This is a genomic window from Sulfitobacter sp. G21635-S1, from assembly GCF_027213915.1.
GTDB lineage: Bacteria > Pseudomonadota > Alphaproteobacteria > Rhodobacterales > Rhodobacteraceae > Sulfitobacter.
This window is the reverse complement of the sequence record NZ_JAPWGV010000021.1, coordinates 34,299-49,638: the sequence shown is the minus strand read 5'-3', so window position 1 is coordinate 49,638 and position 15,340 is coordinate 34,299. Positions and strand designations below refer to the sequence as shown.

Here is a 15,340-nt window from a genome sequence, read left to right as displayed (position 1 = left end):
ATGTTCATATTTTCAGGGGGTATTCATGACGCGATATTTTACGGGCAACCGCCGCACATTGCTGATCGCGGCGCTTGCGATTGTGATCACCGGTTTCGTGCTGGTCCGGCCGGTTCAGGCGCAGGTCACCGCATTCAAACAGGCCGTGGCAGAGGCTGCCGCCGATGATGCTGATATCGCAGAATTCTACCGAAACACATCCTATGCCCCGATCTGGACCGCTGCCGACGATGCCAGCCGCGCCCGTCGCGCCGAACTGATGCGCGCGATCCAATCCGCCGCCTCTCACGGGCTGCCGGTGGCACGCTACGATCCCGCAGCGCTTCTGGCCCGGCTGAGTAGCGTGCGCTCGCCCCGCGACCGGGGCCTTGCCGAAGTCGAGATGAGCAAGGTTTTCCTGACCTATGCCCGCGACATCCAGACCGGTGTTCTGAACCCCAAGCGGATCGACAGCCGCATCGTGCGCGAGATTCCCTATCGCGACCGTGGTGCCTATCTTTCGGGCATCGCCATCTCCAAACCCGCCGCCTTCTTCCGGGCGCTGCCGCCGCGCAGCATGGAATACAATGCCCTGCTCAAGGAAAAGGTGGTGATGGAAAAACTGCTGGCGCAGGGGGGCTGGGGCCCCCAGGTTGCGGCCAGCAAGCTGGAACGCGGCGCGACCGGCCCTGCGGTGATTGCCCTGCGCAACCGGCTGATCGCGATGGACTATCTTGAGCGCAACAACGGGCGGACCTTTGACCAGGCCATGACCGACGCGGTCAAGCAGTTCCAGATCGACCATGGGCTGAACGACGATGGCGTCGTCGGGGGCGAAACCCTCAAGCAGATCAATGTGGATGTGGAGACACGTCTGCAATCCGTGCTGGTGGCGCTTGAGCGTGAACGCTGGTTCAACACCGAGCGCGGCAAGCGTCACATCCTGGTGAACCTGCCCGACTTCACCGCCAAGATCATCGACGACGGCGTGGTGACCTTCGAGACCCGTTCGGTTGTCGGCGCCAATCAGGGGGACCGCCCGACGCCTGAATTCTCCGACATGATGGAACATATGGTGGTGAACCCCAGCTGGTATGTCCCGCGCTCCATCGTGACAAATGAATATTTGCCCGCGCTGCGCCGCAATCCGAATGCGGCAAGCCACATCATCATCACCGACAGCAGGGGCCGCAGGGTCAACCGTGGCGCGGTCAATTTCTCGCGCTACACGGCGCGGAACTTTCCCTATTCCATGCGCCAGCCGCCCAGCCGTTCCAATGCGCTTGGTCTGGTCAAGTTCATGTTCCCCAACAAGTACAACATCTACCTGCATGACACGCCGGCCAAGAGCCTCTTTGCCCGCGACGTGCGCGCCTTCAGCCATGGGTGCATCCGTCTCGCGGACCCGTTCGATTTCGCCTATGCGCTGCTGGCGCGGCAGTCGGACGATCCCGAGGGGGATTTCCAGCGTGTGCTGCGCACCGGCGCGGAAACCAAGGTCAAGCTGGAGCAGCCGGTGCCGGTGCATATCATCTACCGCACTGCCGTTACCAATGCGCGTGGCCATACCGAATACCGGGCCGACATCTATGGCCGGGACGCCAAGATCTGGAATGCGCTTGCCAATGCGGGGGTGGTCTTGGGCGGCGTTCAGGGTTAACTCTGGCCCTGCATCACGCAGGGGGTGAACGCATGGGCCATACGGTCAGGGAAATAGCCGACAGCATCGGCGCACGGGCCGAAGGTGATCTGGATCTGGTGATCACCCGCGCGGCGGAACCTGCCAGCGCGGGGCCGGATGACCTGGCCATGGCCTCCACCCCGAAATATGCCGAAATGCTGGCGCAGGGGCAGGCGCGTGCCGCCATGCTCTGGCCCGGTGCCGACTGGCAGGCGATGGGGCTGCGCGCTGCCATCCTGCCGGACCGACCGCGCTTTGCCATGTCCGGCCTGACCCGGATGCTGGATCAGGGGCAGGGCTTTGCCACCGGGATCCATCCAGCCGCCATCATCGACGACACGGCCGAACTGGGCGAGGGGGTCAGCGTGGGCCCGCTGGCGGTGATCAGCGCAGGCGCGCGGATTGGCGCAGGCTCCGTGATCGGCCCGCAGTGTTTCATCGGCCGGGACGCGCGCCTGGGCCCCGACTGTTTTCTGCGCGAACAGGTCAGCATTGGCGCAAGGGTGCGGATCGGCGCGCGGTTCATCGCGCAGCCGGGTGTGCGGATCGGCGGCGACGGATTTTCCTTTGTGACACCTGAGCCAAGTGCCGTGGAAAACGCCCGCAAGACGCTGGGCGACCAGGGTGATGCCAAACCGCAGGCCTGGGCGCGCATCCATTCGCTGGGGGCTGTGACCATCGGCGATGATGTGGAAATCGGCATGAACACCACCGTGGACAGCGGCACCATCCGCGACACGAGAATCGGCAATGGCACCAAGCTGGACAGCCAGATCCAGATTGGCCACAACGTGGTTGTGGGCAATGACACGCTGATCTGCGCCCAGGTTGGCGTTGCCGGGTCTTCGGTGATCGGCAACAACGTGGTTCTGGGCGGTCAATCAGGCGTCAGCGACAATATCTTTATCGGGGACCGCGTGATCCTGGGGGCCGCAACCAAGGCACTGTCGAATGTGCCCGCCGGCCGCACGATGCTGGGCTATCCCGCCACGCAGATGGAAAATCAGATGGAAATCTACAAGGCGCTGCGCCGTCTGCCCAGGTTGCTGCGCGACGTCGCCGCGCTGAGAAAGATGGTTTCCAAATCGTCTCAGGATGGCTAAAGCATCCCCGTGCATTGGATGGGAAGAACGTCATGGACATCAAGGATCAGGTCATCGCCATCATCGCGGAACAGGCCATGTTGGAACCGCAGGATGTGACGCCGGAGAGCACGCCAGAGGATCTCGGCATTGACAGCATGGGGCTGGTGGAAAGCATTTTCGCCATCGAGGAAGCCTTTGACATCTCCATTCCCTTCAACGCCAATGATCCCGGCGCTTCGGATTTTGACATCTCGTCGGTGGCCACGATCATCGCAGGGATCGAACGGCTCAAGGCCGAACAGGGCTGAGATGACATGAAACGTGTCGTCATCACCGGCGCCGGCACCATCAACGCCCTTGGCCACAATGTACCCGATACGCTGGAAGCGATGCGCGAAGGCGTTTGCGGCATTGGTCCGTTGTCCTTCCGCGACGTGGAGCGCCTGCAGATCCAGATCGGCGGGCAGGTGCGCGGCTTTGACGCCGAAGGCCGGTACAACCGGCAGCAGATATCGCTTTATGACCGGTTCACCTTGTTCACCCTGGCCGCAGCCCGTGAGGCCATCGAGCAATCCGGGCTGACGTTTTCGGGTGAGCTATCCGCCAAGGCAGGCGTCGTACTGGGCACGGCGGGCGGCGGCGTGTCGACCTGGGACGACAATTACCGTGCCGTCTATGAAGAGGGCAAGAACCGGGTGCATCCCTTTGTCGTGCCCAAGCTGATGAACAATGCCGCAGCCTCCCATGTCAGCATGGAATGGAACCTCAAGGGGCCGTCCTTTACCGTCTCCACCGCCTGTGCCTCCTCCAACCACGCGATGGCGCAGGCCTTTGCGATGGTGCGCTCGGGCATGGCCCCGGCGATGATCACCGGCGGGTCGGAATCGATGTTGTGCTTTGGCGGGGTCAAGGCCTGGGAAGGGTTGCGCGTCATGAGCCGCGACGCCTGCCGCCCGTTCTCGGCCAATCGCAACGGCATGGTGCAGGGCGAGGGGGCCGGCATCTTTGTCTTTGAGGAAATGGAACATGCCCGCAAACGCGGCGCCGAGATCCTTTGCGAAGTCATCGGCTTTGCCATGACCTCGGACGCGAGCGACATCGTGATGCCGTCAAAGGCCGGTGCCGCCCGTGCGATTGCGGGCGCGCTGGAGGATGGCCGGATCAACCGAGAAGAGGTCGGCTATATCAACGCGCATGGCACCGGGACGGCAGCCAATGACAAGACCGAATGCGCGGCGGTGGCCGATACCTTCGGTCCGCAGGCGGACAAGCTGATGATATCCTCCACCAAGTCGATGCATGGGCACCTGATCGGCGGTACCGGTGCTGTGGAACTGCTGGCCTGCATCATGGCCCTGCGCGACGGGGTGATTGCCCCCACCATCGGTTATGAAGAACCCGACCCGGAATGCGCCCTGGATGTGGTGCCGAACACCGCGCGGGAGGCCAAGGTCAATGTGGCTCTGTCCAATGCCTTTGCCTTTGGCGGCATGAATGCGGTTCTGGCCCTGCGCAAGGTTTGAACCCGCAGGACCAGAAGGCCGGGACTTACAGCGAATATCGTTTGCAGATCAGCCCGTCCGGTGTGCGGTAGGTCTCGAACCCCATGGCCTGGTAATATGCCAGCCCTTCCGGGTTGTCGGCGGCGATGCTGGCGTCGATATGTTGCAGCCCCGCGGCCTTTGCGGCCTCCAGCGTGGCGCTGAACAGGGCGCGGCCCACGCCACGACGCGCAGCCTCGGGGCGGATGTGCGTGCCGATGATGCCCCAGCCGGGAGTCACATCATAGATGTTTCCCTTGCGTGCCAGTTTCAGCGACTGGAACCCCAGAACCGTCTCATCGGCATCCTCTGCCACTGAGCAGCGGATCCCGTCGGGGTCTTCAAGATAGTGCCGGCGCACGAAATCTGCATCGCTGGGGTTGCGCCGCTTGCCCAGTTCGCGCAACCGGGTCAGGAAATCGCTCATTTGCCGGACATCCCGGAGTTCCGCCTGTCTGATCTTCACACCATGGCTCCTTCTGCAACAGAAAGGGCCGCCTCCCGGCAGCCCTTTTCCAATGTCTTTCCAGTGCTGTGAGCCGCTTACTGGTCGATGACCGATGACTTGTCAAAGCTCGCCGTGAATCCATCCAGCGACAGGGTCAGCTTGACCTGCTGATCGGGGGCCAGCGCCGGCACGATGGTGATGATCGCTTCTTTTCCGCGCTTGAAGGCGGCAACGTCATCGGCCGTCAGGCCCAGCCGCACATAGCATCCCACCGGGTTGCAGAAGGCATAAGGGTAGCGCCGCGCCTTGCCGCCATCCACCGCGACGGTCAATTGCTGGGGCAGGGCGGTTTCCAGCGGCACAACAATTGTTGCCCCGGCTACGGCCTTGCCACCATCGGGCAGGCGGAACAGCGAAAACTCGGCAACAGGTGCACCCTGGCCGTCATCCAGAAGCTGGTACATCTGGCAGGGTTCGCTGCCATCCTCACCCTTGATGCAGCGCATTTCCCAGGCGCCGACGACTTCCTTTGTATAGGGTTTGCCGATCTCCGGCTCGCCATCGGCATTTTCGCCAAGGCTCAGCTGATCTTCGATCTTGGGGGCCGTGCCGGTGCCGGGTGTCGCCTCCTGCTCGGTGGCTGGGGGCGTTTCTGTCGTCTGTGCAAATAGCACTGCGGGGGCCGCGCAGGCCAAAGCCAGGGCGACGGGCAGGGCAGTCAGAAATCTACTCATGTCAAATCCACGATTGTTGCGTTACTGCGCTCTACCATGAAGCAAAAACAATGTCAGTGGGCCGGCAAGGAAAAGTGAAGCCGCGCACGCAAATTCCCGCTGATCTGCCCTGGTTGCCGCCCGGCCCGGAAACGCAAAAAGAGGACGCATGGCGTCCTCTTTTCACCTTAGTTCTCTCCCCGTCGGACTGGGCCGACTTATTGCCGCGACGTTACGAAAGCGCCGCTCGCGGGTCAACAGGAAAAACGGCAAAGATTTGCCGGTCCGTATTGACACCTGTTCGCAAGGCAAAAAGGGCCGCACCCGAAGGCGCGGCCAGTCTGACAGGGAGGATGCCCGTGACCAAAAGGACAATGATCAGGGCAAGAAGACTATGGCGCAGGGGAGTTAAGATTGTATGCTCATCGCTGAGAAATTCCGGCGGCGGCAGGGCTGCTGCGCCACAAGGGGCACCATGTGACACAAGACATCTTTATCGGCGGCGGCGGTGCGGATTACGCCACCCCGCAATTCCTGAACATCGGCTATGCCAACCGCCACGGGCTGATCGCGGGCGCCACCGGGACCGGCAAGACGGTGACACTGCAAATTCTCGCCGAAGGGTTTTCGGCGCAGGGTGTGCCGGTCTTCCTGTCGGACGTCAAAGGCGACCTGTCGGGGCTGGCGCTGTCAGGTTCTGCCGCGCACAAGCTGCACGAGGCCTTTACCAGCCGCGCCGAAAAGATCGGGTTCTCCGACTACAGCTATAGCGCCTCTCCGGTCACCTTCTGGGATCTTTACGGCGAACAGGGCCATCCGGTCCGTACCACGGTCTCGGAAATGGGGCCGCTGCTGCTGTCGCAGCTGCTTGGCCTGAGCGAGGCCCAGGAGGGTATCCTGAACATCGCCTTCCGGGTCGCGGACGAGGATGGCTTGCCGCTGCTGGACCTCAAGGACCTGCAGGCCCTTCTGGTCTGGATCGGCGAGAACGCCCATGACCTCAGCCTGCGCTACGGCAATGTCTCCACCGCTTCTGTCGGCACGATCCAGCGCCGCCTGCTGGTGCTGGAAAATCAGGGCGCGGCAGACTTCTTTGGTGAACCGGCACTGGCACTGGAGGACATGATGCGAACCGATCAGGACGGGCGCGGGATGATTAACATCCTGGCTGCCGACAAACTGATGGGCGCGCCGAAACTCTATGCCACATTCCTGCTTTGGTTGCTTTCGGAACTGTTCGAGGAACTGCCCGAGGTCGGCGACCCCGACAAGCCCAGGCTGGTCTTCTTCTTCGACGAGGCGCATCTTCTGTTCGACGATGCGCCAAAGGCATTGGTGGACAAGGTCGAACAGGTGGCGCGGCTGATCCGCTCCAAGGGGGTTGGGGTCTATTTCATCACCCAGAACCCGGCTGACGTGCCCGAAGACATCCTGGGCCAGCTTGGCAATCGCGTCCAGCACGCGTTGCGCGCCTTTACCGCGAAAGACCAGAAAGACCTGCGCCTCGCCGCCCAGACCTATCGCGACAACCCCGCCTTCAGCACCGAAGAGGCGATCCGCGAGGTTGGTGTCGGCGAGGCGGTGACCTCCATGCTGCAAAAGAAGGGGGTGCCCGGGATCGTCGAACGCACGCTGATCCGCCCCCCGTCGTCACAGCTCGGGCCAATCGACCCCGCTGAACGCGCGGCCCTGATGACGTCATCTCCGATGGCCGGCAAATACGACACCAGACTGGACCGTGAAAGCGCCTTCGAGATCCTGCGCGCCCGCGCCGACAAGGCCGCTGCCGACGCCGCCAGAGCCGAAGCGGATGCCGCAGGGGCCGAGGAACAGGCACAGGATGCCGAACCCCCCGCCTTGCGCGAATTCAACAATGCGCGGCGCTATGCGGGCAAGGGGGCCAGCCGGCCGGCCCCGCGCGGGCAGGACAAGAGCTGGTCACGCGAGATCGGCGGCGCTGTCGGCAGTGTCTTCATCAAGGAACTCAAGGGCACGACAGGCCGCCGCATCGTGCGCGGCATCCTGGGCGGTCTCTTCAAGGGGCGGTAGGCGCGCCGGGCAGAGCCGTGGACGGTACTTTCGGTGCGCAGCAACCCGGACTTTTCAAAAAGTCCGGTCCGGAGTTTTCAAAAACTCCGATACGCGAACAGCGCGGGCCTATGTCGATCAAGGAACCCGAGGCCTCGACAAGCCGCCGTATTCTGGGTGGTCTCGTCAAGGGGCGGTAGGCGCGCCGGGCAGAGCCGCGGGCGGTGCTTTCGGTGCGCAGCAGCCCGGACTTTTCAAAAAGTCCGGACCGGAGTTTTCAAAAACTCCGATACGCAAGCGCCGCGGGCCTATTTCTCCGGTATCAACCCGCGTGGGCTGAACCGCAGCACCAGCAGCAGCACCAGACCCATCGTCAGCAGGCGCATGTGCGAGGCGCTTTCCAGCAGATGTGCGCGCAGGGGGGAATGCAGATCCATGCCCGAGGTGATGAGGTTCATCAGCCAAAACCCCATCGGCTCCACCTGCACCCAGAGGAACCAGATCAGGAACCCGCCCAGCACCGCGCCGAAATTGTTGCCCGATCCGCCCACGATCACCATCACCCAGATCAGGAAGGTAAACCGCAGCGGCTGGTAGGTGCCCGGCGTCAGCTGGCTGTCCATGGTGGTCATCATCGCACCTGCGATCCCGCAGATGGCAGAGCCCAGGATGAACACCTGCAAATGCCGCGCCGTGACATCCTTGCCCATCGCCTCTGCCGCGACTTCATTGTCGCGGATGGCGCGCAGCATGCGGCCCCAGGGCGAATGCAGGGCGCGTTGCGACATCCACATCAGCACGACCAGAACAATTGCGAACAGCGCGATGTAAAGCACCTTGACCCAGAGGGTCGAGGCCTCCACCGCGTTGAAGCCGAAGCCCGCCGCGCGTTCGACAAATGCAGGCGAGTTCTGCAGGTCGATCTCGTAGGGCACGGGGCGCGGCACGCCGATCACGTTCTTGACCCCGCGGGTCAGCCAATCCTCGTTCTTGAGCACGGCAATGATGATTTCCGCGATGCCCAGCGTGGCGATGGCCAGATAGTCCGACCGCAGGCCCAGCGCCGTCTTGCCGATGATCCAGGCAGCCCCGGCGGCAAAAAGCCCGCCAACCGGCCAGGCCAGTAGCACCGGCAGGCCGAGCCCGCCCAGATAGCCGGTTTCGGCCGGGTTGATCGCCTCGATCCGCTCCACCGAAGGGTCCAGCAACGCCCGGAACAGGAAGAACCCGGCGACGAGAATGACGATCACCACAAGGCTGCGCCGCCATCCCGCCGCCATCCGGCGCATCACCAGGATCGTGGCAAAGATCGTCAGGGCCCCCAGCACCAGCGCCCCGATCACGCCAAAGCCGCCCGCGGCAAAGGCCCCCTCGGTCGGGGGCATGCCGACCAGCACCGCCGCCAGCCCGCCCAGAGCGACAAACCCCATGATCCCGACATTGAACAGCCCCGCAAAACCCCATTGCAGGTTCACCCCCAGCGCCATGATCGAAGAGATCAGCCCCATGGCGATGATCAACAGGGCCGAGTTCCAGCTTTGCTCGAAACCCACGTAAAGGATCAACAGCGCGATAATCCCGAAAAGAGCGGTGTTTTTCAGTGTCGCATTCATACCGACTGCCCCTTGAAAAGTCCGGTGGGTTTGAACAGAAGCACGATCAGCAGGATCACGAAGCTGACCGCGAATTTGTAATCCGTGCTGAGCAGTTGCACGAGGCCCGAAGGCTCAAGGCTCTCTGGCATCAGGTAGACCAGGATCTTCTTCCAGGCATAGGTGATCGTCACCTCGGAAAAGGCGATCACGAAACCGCCGGCGATGGCCCCCAGGGGGTTGCCGAGACCGCCGACAATGGCGCTGGCAAAGATCGGCAGCAGAAGCTGGAAATAGGTGAAGGGTTTGAACGTCTTGTCCAGACCGTAAAGCACCCCGGCAATCGTCGCGAGCCCGGCGACAATCATCCAGGTGATCATCACCACCCGCTCGGGGTTGATGCCCGACAGCAGCGCCAGATCCTCGTTGTCGGAATAGGCGCGCATCGACTTGCCCGCGCGGGTCCGGTTGAGAAACCAGAACAGCAGGGCAACCACGATGATCGCGGTCACGATGGTGATGCCCTGGGTGGTCTTGAAGGACAGCCCCTCGTCCAGCCCGGTGGCACTCTTGAATTCGCGGGCCGAGATGATGAACCGTTCGCCATCCAGGAAATTCTGATCATCCGCCCCGATGATGAACCGGGTGATACCGTTGTAGATAAAGGTCACCCCAAGCGAGACGATGACCAGGATCACCGGCTTTGCCTTTTTCTCGCGGTAAAAGCGATAGACCACGCGGTCGGTGCCCAGAAGCAGCAGGATGGTCAGGCCAATGGCAAAGGGCAGGGCGAGCAGGGCCGTGGGCAATGGGCCCAACGAGATGCCCCAGCTCTGGAACAGCCAAGTCAGCAGCACCGCCGACATCGCCCCCATTGCCATCGTGTCGCCATGGGCGAAGTTGGAAAACCGCAGGATGCCATAGACCAGCGTGACCCCCAGCGCGCCAAGTGCCAGCTGGCTGCCATAGGCCACACCGGGGACAAAGACGTAATTCAGGAATGCAATCAGTGCGTTGAGAAGATCCATCAGAGTGAAAGCTCCATGTAGCGGCTGTAGGGCGCGTCAGCCTTGTAAGCGCCAAAGGCGGCGCAGTCGGTGAACCCGTGCCGTTCGTACAGCCTGTGCGCGGCTTCCAGACCCGGTTGCCCGGTCTCCAGCCGCAATGTCGGTATCTTGCGGTCGCGGGCGACGGCCATCAGATGCGAAAGCAGGGCCTCGGCAACACCGCGTCCGCGCGCTTTTTCGGCGACGAACATGGATTTGACTTCGCCATACTCCCGGAAATCGGCCAGCGCCACGCACCCCAGCGCGCTTTCGCTGTCTTTCGCCAGGAAAAAGTCGATATGCGGCGCGGCCAGTTTCTCCACCGACAGGAAGTGATTTGCCTCGCTGGGGAAGAGGCTTTCCATCAGGGCATGGCTCGCTTCCAGCAATTCTCGCGCCTGCGGCATACCCGGATCAGCGACAGTGATTGTTATTTCTTTCGACACCTCAGCCCCCCAGAAAGCTCTTGCGGACTTCCGGGTCGGCCAGAAGTTCCTTGCCGGTGCCGGTATAGGCATTCGCCCCCTGCACCAGAACATAGCCCTTGTCCGCAATCTCAAGCGCCTGGCGGGCATTCTGTTCGACCATCAGGATCGGGATGCCGGTGCGTGCCACCTCGATGATCCGGTCGAACAATTCGTCCATCACGATGGGGCTGACACCTGCGGTGGGTTCGTCCAGCATCAGCACCTTGGGCTGGGTCATCAGTGCGCGGCCCACGGCGACCTGCTGGCGCTGGCCGCCGGAAAGCTCACCCGCCGCCTGACGGCGCTTTTCCTTGAGGATCGGGAACAGGTCATAGACCTGCGCCATCGTATCGCTGAAATCATCCGTGCGGATAAAGGCACCCATCTCAAGGTTTTCCTCCACCGTCATGGAGGTGAAGATGTTCGAGGTCTGCGGGACAAAGCCCATGCCCTTGGCGACCCGGTCCTGCGGCGACAGGTCGGTGATGTCCTCACCATCCAGCCGCACATGGCCCTTGCGCATGTCCAGCATCCCGAACACCGCCTTCATGCCGGTGGATTTGCCCGCCCCGTTGGGGCCGACGATCACGGCGATTTCGCCACGATCCACCGCAATGGTGCAATCATGCAGGATGTCAGGGCCATTGCCATAGCCCGCCGTCATACCGTCCCCGATCAGGAAAGGGCCACCGGGGGCGGGATGGGCCTGCCCCTTGTGCTTCGGGATCACGCTGCCTTGCCCCTTGGGGTTGGCAATCGACACGTCCTTGTTGCCGCGGTCACCGTATGGATCGCTCATATCAGCCTCATTCCTTGCTGGCCGCCTGGGGCGGCGCGTAATCTTCGGCGCAGGACACCGCATCCGCGCAATTGTCCCGCAGCAGCGCCACGAGGTCGCGCGATGCCGCGTCGAGTTGTTCGACGGATGTTTCGTTCGGGGCCTGCAGCCACAGCATGATCCGCGCCGCGCCCACCTGCGACAGCATCACGGCCTGCAGATAGGGCTCTCCCTCCCAGACATCGCGCTGAAGGTGGCGCAGGACGGTGGCATCCGGGAGGGTCAGCTTGTCAGCGATCAGAACCTCGGACGGAACTTCCGCATCGGCGGCAACCCATTCGGCATAGGTGGTATAGACCTCTTCCAGCGTGGCCAGATTGTCGGTAATCTCGTGGCCCGGCCATTCTTGCGTGAAATCAAGCACGTAGTTATCCAGCAGCAGGGTGGCGCCATCGCCGTATTGATCCCAGACAGCGGCTTCCCAGGGGGTGCCGCGGTCGCACATCCAGATGTCCTGGCTGAGCTGCGCACAGGCCGCAGCCGCCTGGGGCAGGGCCACCAGCGCCGTGCCCAATGCCCATGCCAGAGCGCACCGCATCATGCGCCCACCTTGTCCTTGTTCTTCAATCCTGTCCCCAGATAGGCCTCGATCACATGTTCATTGGCCTTGATCTCGTCCAGCGTGCCCTGGGCCAGCACATGGCCCTCCGCCATGCAGATCACCGGATCGCAGAGGCGGCCGATGAAATCCATGTCATGTTCGATGACCACGAAAGTATAGTTGCGTTCCTTGTTCAGGCGCAGGATCGCGTCGCCGATGGTGTTGAGCAGGGTCCGGTTCACGCCGGCCCCCACTTCGTCCAGGAACACGATCTTGGCATCCACCATCATGGTGCGGCCCAGTTCCAGCAGCTTTTTCTGTCCGCCCGAGATCTGGCCCGCCTTCTGATCGGCCAGATGTTCGATGGTCAGGAATTCAAGCACCTCGTCCGCCTTGGCCTTCAGCGCGCGCTCCTCATCGGCGATACGTCTGGTGCCGAACCAGGTGTTCCACAGGGTTTCACCGCTTTGGCCACCGGGCACCATCATCAGGTTCTCGCGGCAGGTCATGGAGTGAAATTCATGGGCAATCTGGAAGGTGCGCAGCAACCCCTTGTGAAACAAAGTATGCGGCGGCAGACCTGTGATGTCCTCGCCATCCATGTGAACGCGACCGGAGGTCGGTTTAAGAACGCCTGCGATCACGTTGAAAAGAGTGGTCTTTCCGGCACCGTTCGGGCCGATCAACCCGGTGATGGAACCTGCTTCGATGGTCAGGCTTGCCCCGTCCACGGCGTGAAATCCACCAAAGTGTTTATGTATGTCGTCAACGACGATCATAAATCCATCCCCATGTCGGCCCTGTTCCGGGCACTTATCCGGCCCTGTTTCGGGCGCTTATATTTTGGATACAGCCCGGCATATGCGCCGGGCTGCACCTGTTTCCAGTCAAACCAGTCTGGCCTTACTTGTAGCCGATGGTTTCGTTCACGCCATTCTTGACTTCGATCATGCGGTAGGTCCCGGCAGATTCACCCGGTCCGATCAGTTCGACCGCAGAGGCACCGACATAGTCGATATCTTCGCCGTTCTTGATCAGTTCCAGCGCCTTGCCCAGCTCGCCGGGGAAGATTTCGATGCCAGGCGCATTGGCGACCTCAAGGATTTTTTCCTTGTAGGCGGCCGGGTCTGTCGAATTGGCGGCCTGCATGGCCAGCAGGAACAGCGCCGCCGCATCATAAGATTCAGGAGTATAGGGCGAGGTGCCATCAAAACCGGCTTCTTCCGCCATTTTGGTGAATGTCTCGATCCCGTTGCCCTGCGAACCGGCGATCTGGCCATAAGAGCCGTCCAGATCCGGACCGATGGTCTTGGGCAGGTTCTCACCGATCATGCCGCCGGGCAGACCGAATGTGTCCCATGCGCCCGCGTCCAGTGCGGATTTGATGATGCCCGCACCACCCTGATCGAGGTAACCCGCAACCACCAGCAGGTCGCCACCGGCAGAGGCCAGCGCGCCGACTTCGGCGGAATAATCCGCTTTGCCGTCTTCATGGGCCGCCACGATGGTCACTTCGCCGCCGATCGCCTTGAAGGAGGATTCGATCGCATCGGCCAGACCCTTGCCATAGTCGTTGTTGGTATAGGTCAGGGCGATGGATTTGACGCCACGCTCCTGCAGGATTTCCGCCATCACTTCACCTTCACGCGCATCGGAGGGCGAGGTGCGGAAGAACAACCCGTTGTCTTCCATGGTGGTCAGGCCGGGCGATGTCGCGGAGGGCGAGATCATGACCATGCCGTTGGGGATCGCGACGTTCTGAAGCACAGCGCCGGTCACACCGGAGCAGTCCGCCCCGATCAGCCCGTTGATCCCTTCGGCAATCAGACGTTCGCCGCCGGAGACCGCCAGGCCGTTGTCGATACAGCCCGAGTCCGCACGCGCGCTTGTCACGGTCGCACCATCCAGCAGCATGCCGCTGTCGGTCACTTCCTTCATCGCCAGTTCGGCACCGGCGGCCATCGGGCCGGTCAGCGATTCAATCGGGCCGGTAAAGCCGAATTCAATGCCGAGTTTCACTTCCTTTGCATGCGAGTCGGCAAAGGCCGTTGTTGCCACGAGTGCCGCAGCCGTTGAGGCCAAGAGCATCTTTTTCATGAGGTTTCTCCCTATTGGAACATGATGTTCGCAAGAAACGTAGGCAAAGGCTTGCGAAAAGAAAAGGAGTTTTTCCTCAGTAGAATAGCGCCAAACAAGCGGAATTGACCGGGCCGAGGTGGAATATTTCGCCGCGAAAGATACATTTTCCGAAAATGACGGTCTGAACAGGGGATTTGCCGTGCCGATTCCGAAAAACTTTACCAATTTCCTGCATCTGACGATTTTCGGGGCGCTCTTGCCTTTGTCGGTTGCGGCACAGGAAAATTGGTCAATTCAACCTGTGGTCACTGATCTGGACACCCCCTGGGCGGTGGCGCCGATGCCGGATGGCGCGGTGCTGATCACCGAAAAGGACGGCCGCCTGCTGTTGCAGCGCGACGGCGCCCGTCACGAGGTTGCAGGCGTGCCGGCGGTGGAAACCGGCGGGCAGGGCGGGTTGCTGGACATCACCCTTGCGCGGGACTTCGACCAGTCGCGCACGATCTTTCTGACTTACGCCAGGAAGCAGGGCAGCGGCAGCGGCACAGCTTTGGCCTCCGCCCGGCTTTCGGATGACGGGCAAAGGCTGGAAGACCTGACCGAGCTTTTTGCCATGAAACCCGGCAGCAGCGGCGGCCGCCATTTCGGCAGCCGCGTCGTCGAGGCGGCGGACGGCAGGCTTTTCATGACCATCGGCGAACGGGGCGACCGGCCGGCGGCACAGGATCTGAGCCGTCACAACGGCTCAATCATACGCATCAACCGTGACGGGTCGGTGCCGGATGACAACCCCTTTGTCGGGCAGGCGGGGGCCTTGCCCGAGATCTGGTCCTATGGTCACCGCAATCCGCAGGGGGCCGGCCTCGGCCTTGATGGCGATCTCTGGGTCTCCGAACACGGTGCCAAGGGTGGCGATGAGGTGAACCATGTGCGCAAGGGGGCGAACTATGGCTGGCCGGTCATCTCCTACGGGCGGCATTATTCCGGCGCAAAGATCGGCGAAGGCACGGCCAAGGCGGGTATGGAACAGCCTGCCTATTACTGGGACCCCTCCATCGCGCCCTCCGGTCTGATGGTCTATTCCGGCGCGCTGGACGCGGATCTGCGCGGCGACATCTTTGTCGGGTCGCTCAAGTTCGACTATATTTCCCGGCTCAGCGGCGATCCGCTGCAAGAGGTGGCGCAGATCAAGGGGCCCGAAACCGCGCGCGTGCGCGACATCGTTGAGGGGCCTGATGGCGCAATCTGGTTTATTTCGGTGGGCAGGGGTACGGTTTACCGGATGACACCTGAAAAGTGAGA

At 62.1% G+C, this 15,340-nt stretch carries 15 protein-coding genes; 6 read left to right on the top strand and 9 right to left on the bottom strand.

The window, feature by feature from the left end:
- Positions 1 to 25 precede the first annotated feature (25 nt).
- Genes O4H53_RS18765 through O4H53_RS18750 form a run of 4 tightly spaced genes read left to right on the top strand, consistent with a single transcriptional unit; the run spans position 26 to position 4,268 of the window.
- Positions 26 to 1,639, top strand: a complete 1,614-nt coding sequence (locus tag O4H53_RS18765) for a L,D-transpeptidase family protein (protein WP_269366222.1) — start codon at positions 26 to 28, stop codon at positions 1,637 to 1,639.
- Positions 1,640 to 1,671: 32 nt separating this feature from the next.
- Complete coding sequence (gene lpxD / locus O4H53_RS18760; protein WP_269366220.1) at positions 1,672 to 2,763, top strand: UDP-3-O-(3-hydroxymyristoyl)glucosamine N-acyltransferase; 1,092 nt, start codon at positions 1,672 to 1,674, stop codon at positions 2,761 to 2,763.
- 32 nt (positions 2,764 to 2,795) lie between these two features.
- Positions 2,796 to 3,053 carry an acyl carrier protein gene (locus O4H53_RS18755; protein WP_269366218.1) on the top strand — a complete coding sequence of 86 codons (258 nt, stop codon included), beginning with the start codon at positions 2,796 to 2,798 and terminating at the stop codon, positions 3,051 to 3,053.
- Positions 3,054 to 3,059: 6 nt separating this feature from the next.
- Positions 3,060 to 4,268, top strand: coding sequence for a beta-ketoacyl-[acyl-carrier-protein] synthase family protein (locus O4H53_RS18750; RefSeq protein WP_269366216.1), 1,209 nt, complete (start codon positions 3,060 to 3,062; stop codon positions 4,266 to 4,268).
- 25 nt (positions 4,269 to 4,293) lie between these two features.
- Here O4H53_RS18750 and O4H53_RS18745 read toward each other — a convergent pair whose 3' ends face one another.
- Both O4H53_RS18745 and O4H53_RS18740 read right to left on the bottom strand, forming a co-directional pair.
- Positions 4,294 to 4,752: a GNAT family N-acetyltransferase gene (locus tag O4H53_RS18745; RefSeq protein WP_269366215.1), complete on the bottom strand. Its 459-nt coding sequence runs from the start codon at positions 4,750 to 4,752 to the stop codon at positions 4,294 to 4,296.
- A gap of 77 nt (positions 4,753 to 4,829) precedes the next feature.
- Complete coding sequence (locus tag O4H53_RS18740; protein WP_269366214.1) at positions 4,830 to 5,468, bottom strand: invasion associated locus B family protein; 639 nt, start codon at positions 5,466 to 5,468, stop codon at positions 4,830 to 4,832.
- A gap of 456 nt (positions 5,469 to 5,924) precedes the next feature.
- On the opposite strand from O4H53_RS18740, the gene O4H53_RS18735 reads away from it, so the two are divergent.
- Positions 5,925 to 7,496 carry a helicase HerA-like domain-containing protein gene (locus O4H53_RS18735; RefSeq protein WP_269366212.1) on the top strand — a complete coding sequence of 524 codons (1,572 nt, stop codon included), beginning with the start codon at positions 5,925 to 5,927 and terminating at the stop codon, positions 7,494 to 7,496.
- A gap of 287 nt (positions 7,497 to 7,783) precedes the next feature.
- Here the strand turns inward: O4H53_RS18735 and O4H53_RS18730 are convergent, their stop codons facing one another.
- From O4H53_RS18730 to O4H53_RS18700, 7 genes are all read right to left on the bottom strand, one after another.
- Positions 7,784 to 9,088 (bottom strand): branched-chain amino acid ABC transporter permease, encoded by a 1,305-nt coding sequence (locus tag O4H53_RS18730; protein WP_269366210.1) that lies wholly within the window; start codon positions 9,086 to 9,088, stop codon positions 7,784 to 7,786.
- The gene (locus O4H53_RS18725; protein WP_269366208.1) at positions 9,085 to 10,095 is read right to left on the bottom strand and encodes a branched-chain amino acid ABC transporter permease; all 1,011 of its coding nucleotides are present in this window, start codon (positions 10,093 to 10,095) and stop codon (positions 9,085 to 9,087) included. The genes O4H53_RS18730 and O4H53_RS18725 overlap by 4 nt, the downstream gene beginning before the upstream one ends.
- A complete protein-coding gene (locus O4H53_RS18720) occupies positions 10,095 to 10,559 on the bottom strand; it encodes a GNAT family N-acetyltransferase (RefSeq protein WP_269366205.1) in 465 nt (154 codons plus the stop codon). The genes O4H53_RS18725 and O4H53_RS18720 overlap by 1 nt, the downstream gene beginning before the upstream one ends.
- Before the next feature lies 1 nt (position 10,560).
- On the bottom strand, positions 10,561 to 11,379 hold the full coding sequence (locus tag O4H53_RS18715; RefSeq protein ID WP_269366203.1) for an ABC transporter ATP-binding protein: 819 nt from the start codon (positions 11,377 to 11,379) through the stop codon (positions 10,561 to 10,563).
- Positions 11,380 to 11,386: 7 nt separating this feature from the next.
- Entirely contained in the window at positions 11,387 to 11,959 is a 573-nt protein-coding gene (locus tag O4H53_RS18710; protein WP_269366201.1) for a hypothetical protein, read from the bottom strand.
- Complete coding sequence (locus O4H53_RS18705; RefSeq protein ID WP_114277118.1) at positions 11,956 to 12,738, bottom strand: ABC transporter ATP-binding protein; 783 nt, start codon at positions 12,736 to 12,738, stop codon at positions 11,956 to 11,958. The genes O4H53_RS18710 and O4H53_RS18705 overlap by 4 nt, the downstream gene beginning before the upstream one ends.
- A gap of 124 nt (positions 12,739 to 12,862) precedes the next feature.
- The gene (locus O4H53_RS18700; RefSeq protein ID WP_269366199.1) at positions 12,863 to 14,056 is read right to left on the bottom strand and encodes an ABC transporter substrate-binding protein; all 1,194 of its coding nucleotides are present in this window, start codon (positions 14,054 to 14,056) and stop codon (positions 12,863 to 12,865) included.
- Between the two features lie 238 nt (positions 14,057 to 14,294).
- On the opposite strand from O4H53_RS18700, the gene O4H53_RS18695 reads away from it, so the two are divergent.
- Positions 14,295 to 15,338: a PQQ-dependent sugar dehydrogenase gene (locus O4H53_RS18695; protein WP_443069618.1), complete on the top strand. Its 1,044-nt coding sequence runs from the start codon at positions 14,295 to 14,297 to the stop codon at positions 15,336 to 15,338.
- Positions 15,339 to 15,340 lie beyond the last annotated feature (2 nt).

Bases quoted from the DNA above. Each gene is read 5' to 3' on its own strand.
- O4H53_RS18765 (WP_269366222.1), top strand. From the start codon at position 26: ATGACGCGATATTTTACGGGCAACCGCCGCACATTGCTGATCGCGGCG.
- lpxD (WP_269366220.1), top strand. From the start codon at position 1,672: ATGGGCCATACGGTCAGGGAAATAGCCGACAGCATCGGCGCACGGGCC.
- O4H53_RS18755 (WP_269366218.1), top strand. From the start codon at position 2,796: ATGGACATCAAGGATCAGGTCATCGCCATCATCGCGGAACAGGCCATG.
- O4H53_RS18750 (WP_269366216.1), top strand. From the start codon at position 3,060: ATGAAACGTGTCGTCATCACCGGCGCCGGCACCATCAACGCCCTTGGC.
- O4H53_RS18740 (WP_269366214.1), bottom strand. From the start codon at position 5,468: ATGAGTAGATTTCTGACTGCCCTGCCCGTCGCCCTGGCTTTGGCCTGC.
- O4H53_RS18730 (WP_269366210.1), bottom strand. From the start codon at position 9,088: ATGAATGCGACACTGAAAAACACCGCTCTTTTCGGGATTATCGCGCTG.
- O4H53_RS18725 (WP_269366208.1), bottom strand. From the start codon at position 10,095: ATGGATCTTCTCAACGCACTGATTGCATTCCTGAATTACGTCTTTGTC.
- O4H53_RS18715 (WP_269366203.1), bottom strand. From the start codon at position 11,379: ATGAGCGATCCATACGGTGACCGCGGCAACAAGGACGTGTCGATTGCC.
- O4H53_RS18710 (WP_269366201.1), bottom strand. From the start codon at position 11,959: ATGATGCGGTGCGCTCTGGCATGGGCATTGGGCACGGCGCTGGTGGCC.
- O4H53_RS18705 (WP_114277118.1), bottom strand. From the start codon at position 12,738: ATGATCGTCGTTGACGACATACATAAACACTTTGGTGGATTTCACGCC.
- O4H53_RS18700 (WP_269366199.1), bottom strand. From the start codon at position 14,056: ATGAAAAAGATGCTCTTGGCCTCAACGGCTGCGGCACTCGTGGCAACA.